6 protein-coding genes and 1 pseudogene are annotated in these 5801 nt (G+C 69.7%); 4 read left to right on the top strand and 3 right to left on the bottom strand.

What is annotated here, in order from left to right:
• Nucleotides 1-1183 (top strand): RNA polymerase sigma factor (locus ACNPM4_RS12980; RefSeq protein WP_448985942.1); only part of this gene is annotated, 1183 nt, incomplete at its 5' end.
• A 75-nt stretch (nt 1184-1258) separates the two neighbouring features.
• On the opposite strand, the gene ACNPM4_RS12975 is transcribed toward ACNPM4_RS12980, so the two are convergent.
• Nucleotides 1259-1849 carry a TetR/AcrR family transcriptional regulator gene (locus ACNPM4_RS12975; protein ID WP_448985941.1) on the bottom strand — a complete coding sequence of 197 codons (591 nt, stop codon included), beginning with the start codon at nt 1847-1849 and terminating at the stop codon, nt 1259-1261.
• Between the two features lie 99 nt (nt 1850-1948).
• Between ACNPM4_RS12975 and ACNPM4_RS12970 the strand changes: the two genes are divergently transcribed.
• The gene (locus tag ACNPM4_RS12970; RefSeq protein WP_448985940.1) at nt 1949-2755 is read left to right on the top strand and encodes an NAD(P)H-dependent oxidoreductase; all 807 of its coding nucleotides are present in this window, start codon (nt 1949-1951) and stop codon (nt 2753-2755) included.
• Nucleotides 2756-2813: 58 nt separating this feature from the next.
• The gene (locus ACNPM4_RS12965; protein WP_448985939.1) at nt 2814-3257 is read left to right on the top strand and encodes a hypothetical protein; all 444 of its coding nucleotides are present in this window, start codon (nt 2814-2816) and stop codon (nt 3255-3257) included.
• A gap of 37 nt (nt 3258-3294) precedes the next feature.
• Here ACNPM4_RS12965 and ACNPM4_RS12960 read toward each other — a convergent pair whose 3' ends face one another.
• Nucleotides 3295-3648: an ArsR/SmtB family transcription factor gene (locus tag ACNPM4_RS12960; RefSeq protein ID WP_448985938.1), complete on the bottom strand. Its 354-nt coding sequence runs from the start codon at nt 3646-3648 to the stop codon at nt 3295-3297.
• Between the two features lie 83 nt (nt 3649-3731).
• Between ACNPM4_RS12960 and ACNPM4_RS12955 the strand changes: the two genes are divergently transcribed.
• Nucleotides 3732-5033 (top strand): FAD-dependent oxidoreductase, encoded by a 1302-nt coding sequence (locus ACNPM4_RS12955; protein WP_448985937.1) that lies wholly within the window; start codon nt 3732-3734, stop codon nt 5031-5033.
• Between the two features lie 45 nt (nt 5034-5078).
• Here the strand turns inward: ACNPM4_RS12955 and ACNPM4_RS12950 are convergent.
• A pseudogene (locus ACNPM4_RS12950) lies at nt 5079-5801 on the bottom strand (Na+/H+ antiporter NhaA); the annotation flags it as partial.

The raw sequence follows: 5801 nt of genomic DNA, 5'->3' as shown, positions 1-5801 counted from the left end.
CCTCGGGGCGCTGGTTCGCCGCTTCGGTCACTTCGACATCGCCGAGGAAGCCACGCAGGACGCACTGCTCGCCGCAAGCCAGCAGTGGCGCCGAGACGCCATCCCCGATCAGCCCCGGTCCTGGCTGATCCGCGTCGCCTACCGCCGCATGGTCGACGCGCTGCGCGCCGAATCGGCCGACCGCCGCCGCGAAGAGCAGTACGTGGCCTCCGAACCGCACGCGTCCTTCTCGCACGCCGCCCCGGCCGACCACGACGACAGCCTGAACCTGCTGTTGCTGTGCTGTCACCCCGCCCTGTCGTCCGCCTCCCGCATCGCCTTGACGCTGCGCGCTGTGGGCGGGTTGACCACCGCGGAGATCGCGCATGCCTATGGAGTGACCGAGCAGACGATGGCCGTGCGGATCAGCCGCGCGAAGCAGCAGATCCGCAAGAGCGGCGCCCGCTTCGAGTTCGCGGCCGATGACGATCTCTCCGGCCGCCTGTCCGCGGTGATGCGGGTTCTGTACCTGATATTCAACGAGGGATACACGGTGACCACCGGAACCGAGCTCACCCGGACCGACCTGACCGGCGAGGCGATCAGACTCGCGCGACTCCTCCACGCCCTCGTTCCTGATGACCCGGAATCGACCGGACTTCTCGCGCTCATGCTGCTGATCGATTCGCGACGCGCGACGCGCTCCACCTCGAATGGCGACCTCATCCCCTTGCGTGACCAGGACCGCGCTCGATGGGATCTGGAGTCCATCCGAGAGGGATCCGACCTCATCCGTGCCGCGTGGTCCCAGGGGAACGTGGGAACCTACCGGCTGCAGGCCGCGATCGCCGCCGTCCATGCCTCCGCTCCCGTCGCCGAGCAGACCGACTGGGCACAGATCGCGGCTCTGTACCTGGCGCTCGAGCAGGTCGAACCCAGCGGACCCGTCCGGCTCGCACGAGTCGTCGCCGTGGCGCACGCTTTCGGGCCCGCGCGCGCCACCGCCCTGCTCGAGGAACTGGATCGCGAGCACGGACTGCTCCAACATCCCTTGACCCGACACCGTGCCCACGCGATCCGCGCACATCTCCGCGAAGCGGAGGGGGACCCGACTGCGGCGAGAGAGGACTTCCTCGCTGCGGCCGACATGACGACGAACGAACCCGAATCCCGATACCTCTCCCGAAAGGCATTCGGCGAGTGATACGTCCGTCGTGCGTTCCGGCCGGAATCCGACATCGGATCTCGGAGTCGCGTTGCGTTCGGAACGCCCCTCGGCTCACTCCCCGATCGAGGCGAGGAGGATCCGCACGAGCGTGTCGTGTGCGTCGCCCTCGTCGATGCGCGAGGCGAGCACCGCGCTCGCGAGCACATCCGCCGAGGCGAAAGCGGCCTCCAGGGCGATCGGATCGATGCTCTCGGCGCCGACCACGCGGGCGAGGGCGGCGCGGCAGCGCTCGACGTACGCCCCCACCGACTCCTGCCGTATCCGCGCGAGCACGGGCGTGCCGTGGAGGGCGGCGACCACTCCCGCCATCTCCACGCCTTCGGCACGGGCGCAGGCGACATAGCTCGTGGCGATGACGTCCACGACTCCTTCGATGTCGGGTCGAGCGTTCGCCAGCGCGGTCTCGAGCGACGCATCCTGGCGCTCGTCGAACTGTCGGTACAACGCGGCGAAGAGCCCCGATCGGTCACCGAAGTGCTCGTAGACGACGGGCTTCGTGATGCCCGCCCGGTCCGCGAGCGCGCCGAGGGTCAGCGCGTCTGCGCCCTCGGCACGGATCATCTCCCGTGCGACACTCAGCAGCTGCGCGCGACGGTCGGCCTTCGACAGTCGCGGTCGCGCACCCTCTTTCACCTTCGTCATCTCGCCCCTCGCGACCCATACTTACGATGAGTAAGTTACGGTTGGTAGGTACCAATCCTACCCCGTGCCATCGGCACCATCCACGATCCGAGGAGAGACATGACCGCCGACCTCCGGCCCACCACCCACTGGGTCTACGCGCACCCGCAGTCGGGCTCCCTGAACCGGCAACTGTTCGAGGCAGGGGTCGAGGCGCTCACGCCGCGCTACGACGTGCAGACCTCGGATCTGTACGCCCAGGGCTTCGACCCGCTGCTGGCGCAGCGCGACGTCGGCGGGCGCGAGGGGAGCCTCGTCGACCTGATGGGCGAGGTCCACGAGAGCGGGCTCGTTCCCGACGATGTGCGCCTCGAACAGCGGAAGCTCGAGGCCGCCGAACTGCTCGTGTTCCAGTTCCCGCTCTGGTGGTACGGCGCACCGGCGATCCTCAAAGGCTGGTTCGATCGGGTGTTCACCAACGGCTTCGCCTACGGCGGCGTCGACACGGAAACGGGGCTGCCGCTCCGCTACGGCGAGGGCGGACTGAAGGGCAAGCGGGCGCTCATCATCGTGACGGCGGGCGAGGATGCGCGGAGCATCGGTCCCCGGGGCGTCAGCGGTGACATCGATGCCCTGCTGTTCCCGATCACGCACGGCACGCTCTGGTACACGGGGATCGAATCACTCGATCTGCACGTCGTCCACGACGCCGACGCCCTCGATGCCGCGGCTGTCGCTTCGGAACGCGACCGGCTGACCACCCGGCTCGCGGGCATCCACGACGAAGTGCCGTCTCGGCCATACCGCGCCCTGCGCGACGGTGAGTATCGGGGCACGCGAGCGTTGCGCGCCGACATCCTCCCCGGACGAACCGATCTCGACATCCACCGCATCGACCGCGCGGGCGTCGCGAACGGCACCCGCTAGGAGAGTACGACGTTCGGCGCGGGCGGGGTCGGATTCCTCGAGCGATACGCTCGCGGGTATGGGCTTCTCGGTGCTGGGTCTCGCGCTCAGCCTCGCCATCTTCGCTCCGAGCCTGTCACTCATCTGGTTTCCGCCCCGTCCTGCATTGCCGACCGGCGCGGTGCCTCGTCCGCTGACGGTGCTGGAACGTGCGGGGCAGGCGCTCTGCGTGACGGTTCCCGCCATCACGGTGGGTGCATCCGTGGGGTGGTGGTGGTTCCCGCTCGTCGCCGTGCTCGTGCTCGCCTACTGGGCGTTGTGGGTGCGATTCCTCGTCACAGGGCGTCGCCTTGAGGCGCTCTTCGGCCCCGTCTGGGGCGTGCCGGTGCCCATGGCGCTGCTCCCCGTCGCCGCGTTCCTCGCCGGCGCGGCGTGGCTGGAGAACCCCTGGGCGGCGATTGCCGCGGCGGTGCTCGCCGCCGGGCACATCCCCAGCTCGCTGATCACGGCAAGAGCTCGATAGCCCGGCCGGCGGCCGGAGACCCCGGAGAGCTCAGGTTCTACGGCCGGGGCACCGCCACCCGCAGCGCGTCGGCGGCGGCATCCATCGTGTCGGCATTGAGCGAGAAGTACGCCCACTTGCCCCGCTGCTCGCGGGTGACGAGGCCGGCGTCCGCGAGGAGCTTCATGTGGTGCGAGACGGTGCCCTGCGAGAGGCCGACGGGCTCGGTCAGGTCACAGATGCACGCCTCGCCGCCGGCACCGGCGGCGATGAGGGACAGCAGCCGGACGCGCGTCGGATCGCCGAGCGCCTTGAAGACCCGCGCGACGCGCTCCGCATCCTCGACGGTCGGCGCGGCCGTGACACGCGGCACACAGCAGGCGGTCGCTTCGATGGTCGTCGGCAGGCTCATGAGTCCATCCTCCCACGTATTGACAAACTTCGATAGATCGACGACAGTCGTCATATTGAAGATTCTCGATCTGAGGAGATGTGATGTCCGAGCTTCCCGTCGTCGTCATCGGAGCAGGCCCGCAGGGTCTCGCCGCAGCCGCGCACCTCGTCGAACGCGACGAGAACGTGATCGTCGTCGAGCGCGGGAACGGCCCCGCGTCCGCCGTCTCCGAGTGGGGGCACGTGCGCCTGTTCTCGGCCTGGCCGGAACTCACCGACGCTGCTGCTCGCCGCCTGCTCGAGCCCACGGGGTGGACGGCACCGGCGAACGGCTATCCGACCGGCGCGGAGTGGATTCGCGACTACCTGGCACCGCTCGCGGATGCTCTGGGCGAGCGGGTCCGCTACGCGACGACCGTGACCGGCATCGCCCGGCAGGGGCGGGACAGGGTCGTCGACGGGGGACGCAAGAGCCAGCCGTTCGTGGTGCACACCGTCGATGGGGAGGGGCGCGAAGCCCGCCTCCTCGCCCGCGCCGTCGTCGACGCGAGCGGCACCTGGGATCTTCCGAACCCTGCGGGGGCGGACGGATTCCCGGCAGTCGGCGAGGCCGCAGCGTCGGACCGGATCTCGTACCGCATCCCGGCCGACGTGTCAGAGCTCTCGGGCCGACATGTGGTCGTCGTCGGAGCCGGGCACTCCGCCACGCACGCCGTGCTGCGCCTGAGCGAGTTGGCACGACGCGCTCCGGGAACGCGCGTGACCTGGCTGCTGCGCCGAGGAAGCGCCGCCAACGTCTTCGGTGGCGGGATCGGGGACGAGCTTCCCGAGCGCGCCGCACTCGGCTCCCGCGCCCGGAAGGTCATCGACGAGGGGGTCGTGGAGTTGGTGACAGGGTTCCGCGTCGCCGAGTTCCGGCAAGGCGGCGACGGGCTGACGATCGTCGCGGAAGACGGCCGGGAGGTTACCGACGTCGCACACGTGTTCGCCCTCACCGGCTTCCGCCCCGACACCGGCATGCTGCGAGAGCTGCGGATCGACCTCGACACCGCACTCGAAGCGGTCGCGGGCATCGCCTCCGAGATCGACCCGAACATCCACTCCTGCGGCTCCGTGGGCGCGACAGGGGCGAGGGAGCTCGCCCAGCCCGAACCCGGGTTCTTCATCGTCGGCGCGAAGTCCTACGGGCGCGCCCCGACCTTCCTCGCACTGACCGGATACGAGCAGGTCCGCAGCGTCGCCGCACACCTCGTGGGCGATCACGAGGCCGCGGGCCGCAACGAGCTGACCCTGCCGGACACCGGCGTGTGCGGTGGAGCCGGCGGATTCGACGACTCGGCCGGCAGCTGCTGCGCTGCTCCGGCGACGCTGCAGATCGGCGCGCGCCCGGTCGCCGTGGGCTGATCGGCGCTTCCTGAGGAGCCGCACGCCCGCTCCTTCTCGTACACCTCAGCTGCTCTTCACCTCGTCGTCAGAACCCGCGAGCCGCCGGTAGCGGCGGTTGCGGGCCCCGAGGAGCACGGACGCTCCGACGGCCGCGATGACGGAAGCGGTCAGGATGGCGACCTTGGCATGGTCGTGGTGCTCGCTCGTGACGGCGAAGCTCAGCTCAGCGACCAGAAGCGACACCGTGAATCCGATGCCGGCGAGGAGGCCGACGCCGATGATGTCGATCCATCTCAGGGACGGGTCGAGGTTGATGCGGCGGATCCTGGTGATGATCCAGGTCGCCGCGGTGATGCCGAGCGGCTTCCCGATCACCAGGGCGAGGACGATGCCGACCACCACGGGGTCTGCGAAAGCCGACACGAATCCCTCCCCGCCGCCGATCGCCACACCCGCCGAGAAGAACGCGAAGACAGGCACCGCGAAACCGGCCGACAGCGGGCGGAACCGATGCTCGAAGCCCTCGGCGAGCCCGGGACCGGCGTCCGGTCCGCGGTCGGCCTTCTTGTGGAGCACGGGGATCATGAAGCCGAGCAGCACACCGGCGATCGTGGCGTGGATGCCCGAGGCATGGACGAGAGCCCAGGCGACCACGCCGATGGGCAGCAGGATCAGCCACGCGGCGGTCGGGCGCAGATGGAAGAAGTCGCGGTACCGCTGCGCGATCACGCCGTACACCGCGATCGCGATGAACGCGAGCACCAGCGGCAGGATCTCGATCGTCTC

This window comes from Microbacterium umsixpiens, from assembly GCF_053543675.1.
Note: the sequence above shows the minus strand (reverse complement) of the source record. Positions and strands in the feature narration are given on the sequence as shown.

Coding starts and splice junctions, on each gene's coding strand:
- ACNPM4_RS12975 (WP_448985941.1), bottom strand. CDS start 1,849: ATGACGAAGGTGAAAGAGGGTGCGCGACCGCGACTGTCGAAGGCCGAC.
- ACNPM4_RS12960 (WP_448985938.1), bottom strand. CDS start 3,648: ATGAGCCTGCCGACGACCATCGAAGCGACCGCCTGCTGTGTGCCGCGT.
- ACNPM4_RS12970 (WP_448985940.1), top strand. CDS start 1,949: ATGACCGCCGACCTCCGGCCCACCACCCACTGGGTCTACGCGCACCCG.
- ACNPM4_RS12955 (WP_448985937.1), top strand. CDS start 3,732: ATGTCCGAGCTTCCCGTCGTCGTCATCGGAGCAGGCCCGCAGGGTCTC.
- ACNPM4_RS12965 (WP_448985939.1), top strand. CDS start 2,814: ATGGGCTTCTCGGTGCTGGGTCTCGCGCTCAGCCTCGCCATCTTCGCT.